This is a genomic window from Actinocorallia lasiicapitis (assembly GCF_054778695.1).
In genome coordinates, this window is sequence record NZ_BAAGZI010000628.1 from 1 (window position 1) to 2,019 (window position 2,019).

At 72.5% G+C, this 2,019-nt stretch carries 3 protein-coding genes; 1 reads left to right on the forward strand and 2 read right to left on the reverse strand.

Going from position 1 to position 2,019, the window contains the following annotated elements; all coding sequences use genetic code 11:
- Positions 1-473, reverse strand: a 473-nt coding sequence (locus ACYVE7_RS33095; RefSeq protein WP_460370403.1) for a cupin domain-containing protein, incomplete at its 3' end; no start/stop codon positions are given.
- 33 nt (positions 474-506) lie between these two features.
- Between ACYVE7_RS33095 and ACYVE7_RS33100 the strand changes: the two genes are divergently transcribed.
- Entirely contained in the window at positions 507-935 is a 429-nt protein-coding gene (locus ACYVE7_RS33100) for a GNAT family N-acetyltransferase (RefSeq protein ID WP_460370405.1), read from the forward strand.
- Here ACYVE7_RS33100 and ACYVE7_RS33105 read toward each other — a convergent pair.
- A partial coding sequence (locus ACYVE7_RS33105; protein ID WP_460370406.1) for a hypothetical protein occupies positions 932-2,019 on the reverse strand: 1,088 nt, incomplete at its 5' end. The two genes, ACYVE7_RS33100 and ACYVE7_RS33105, sit on opposite strands and share 4 nt — an antisense overlap.

Here is a 2,019-nt window from a genome sequence, read left to right on the forward strand (position 1 = left end):
CGCTCGACGTCCGGCCCGAGCACGACCGCCGTCACCTCGCCCGGCGTCGCGCCCGCACCCGCGAGCAGCAGGGTCAGCGGCCCGCCCCGATGCCAGAACCAGACCTCGTCCGACCGGACCACATGCCACATCGACCACTCCCCCGGCGCGAGCAGAAAGTAGATCCCGGTGGCGGTGGGCCGCTCCCCCGGATACCCCTCCGGCCGGACGACCGGAGCCGTCCGCCACGTCCGCCGGTACCACCCGCCCTCCGGATGCGGCAGCAGTTCGAGGGCCTCGGCGACGCGCGGCCGCTCCACCAGCGCGCGATGCCTCCCGTCTGGCCCCCGCCGCGCGAACCGCACACTCTCCTCGTCCCACACCACGACCTGCCCGGCGGCGAACCCGTCCGCGACCCGCAACGCCTCAGCGTCGTCCCACACCTGCCGGCCCCGCTGCCCGGCCCGCCAGCTCTCCAGCTCACCCACCCACATGCCCCCGACCCTAAGCGGGGTTAGGGTGGGTTGGTGGATCTTGTTCCTGAGGGTTTCGTTGTTCCCGAGCCGCCGGTGTTCGACGGGTTCCGGTTGGAGCCGTTGGGGGCGGAGCACAACGAACGCGACCACGCGGCGTGGACGTCGTCGATCGCGCACGTCCGGGCGACGGCCGGGTTCGACCGGTGGCCGCCGCTGGACGGCATGTCGCTCGAAGCCAACCTCGCCGACCTCGAAAAGCACGCGCGGGACTTCGCGGAGCGCCGGGGCTTCACCTACTCGGTGCTCGACGGCGACGACGTGATCGGCTGCGTCTACCTCTACCCGTCACGGACCGAACCGGGCGTCGCCACCCTCAAGTCGTGGGTGCGGGCCGACCGGGCCGCCCTGGACGGGCCGCTGCACGACGCCGTCCGCACCTGGATCACCGGCGCCTGGCCCCTCGCCCTCGCACCCCGCTAGGAGACGGCCAGGGCGCCCGCGTGGTCGTCCAGCTCGGGGAAGGTGAGGGCGGCGAGCAGCCGGTGGGTGCCGGGCAGGAGCGTCAGATCCTCGATCCAGGGACTGGACAAGGGGCGCTTCCAACGCTGCCAGCGGCCCTTGGCGTCCCGGTGGAACAGGCACTGGCTGTCTTCGGACGGCTGGCGCGCCCATGAGGTGACGCGGCCCTGCGCCCACAGGCCGCCGCGGCCGTCCGCGAACGCGTGGAACAGGCTCATGCGCTGGAAGATCCGGGGGCGTTCGGTGGTCCAGCGGCGGCCGTCGAACCGCAGCACGAACGTCTCGATCTCGGGGAACTCCTTGACCAGATGGGTCGAGGTGGCCGAGACAATGATCTTCTTGCCGTGGACGTCGAGGGAGGTCACCTCGACTTCACGCTTCTTGGTGCGGGCGGGCAGCGGAAGGGTGATCTTCCGCCAGCGGCGGCCGTCCCAGCGCGCGAACCGGCCGTCGAAGAACGTGGTCCCGTAGATCCGGCCGGCGCCCGTCCTGACCTTCTCGAGCTCGAACGAGGCGAAGCGGCCGGTCCGCTTCCAGGCGCGTCCGTTGAAATGCCAGGCGGTCGTGTCGCCGAACACCCACACGTTCCTCGGGCCGAGCACGGCGACGCGCCTCAGCTTCTCGCCGGGGACGCGTGCGGCGATCCGCCAGCGCCGACCGTCCCAGCGGACGATGGTGCTGACCTCGGCGCGACGGAGCGGACCCACCTCGTGGAGAGGTGAGCCGGTGGTGCCGACCGCCCAGCCGTCGGCGACGTCCGCGATGCCGCGCGCGCCCGCGGGCAGCGGCGTGAACCGCCACGCCTTCCCGGTCCACCGGTGCACCCGCGACCCCTGGGACAGCAGCCAGCCCGACTTCGGGCCGGACATCCGCAGCGAGATCGGATTGTCCGCGATCCGTTTGACGATCTTGAAGGTGGGGCGTGGCTCGGCGGCCTGCGCGGGCACGGGCGCGGCCAGCGCGACGGGGAGCAGCACGAGCGCCGCGCGGGCCCTCATCGGACGTCGCGGAAGATCTTCTGGGTGCCGGTGAGGTTCTCGGCGAG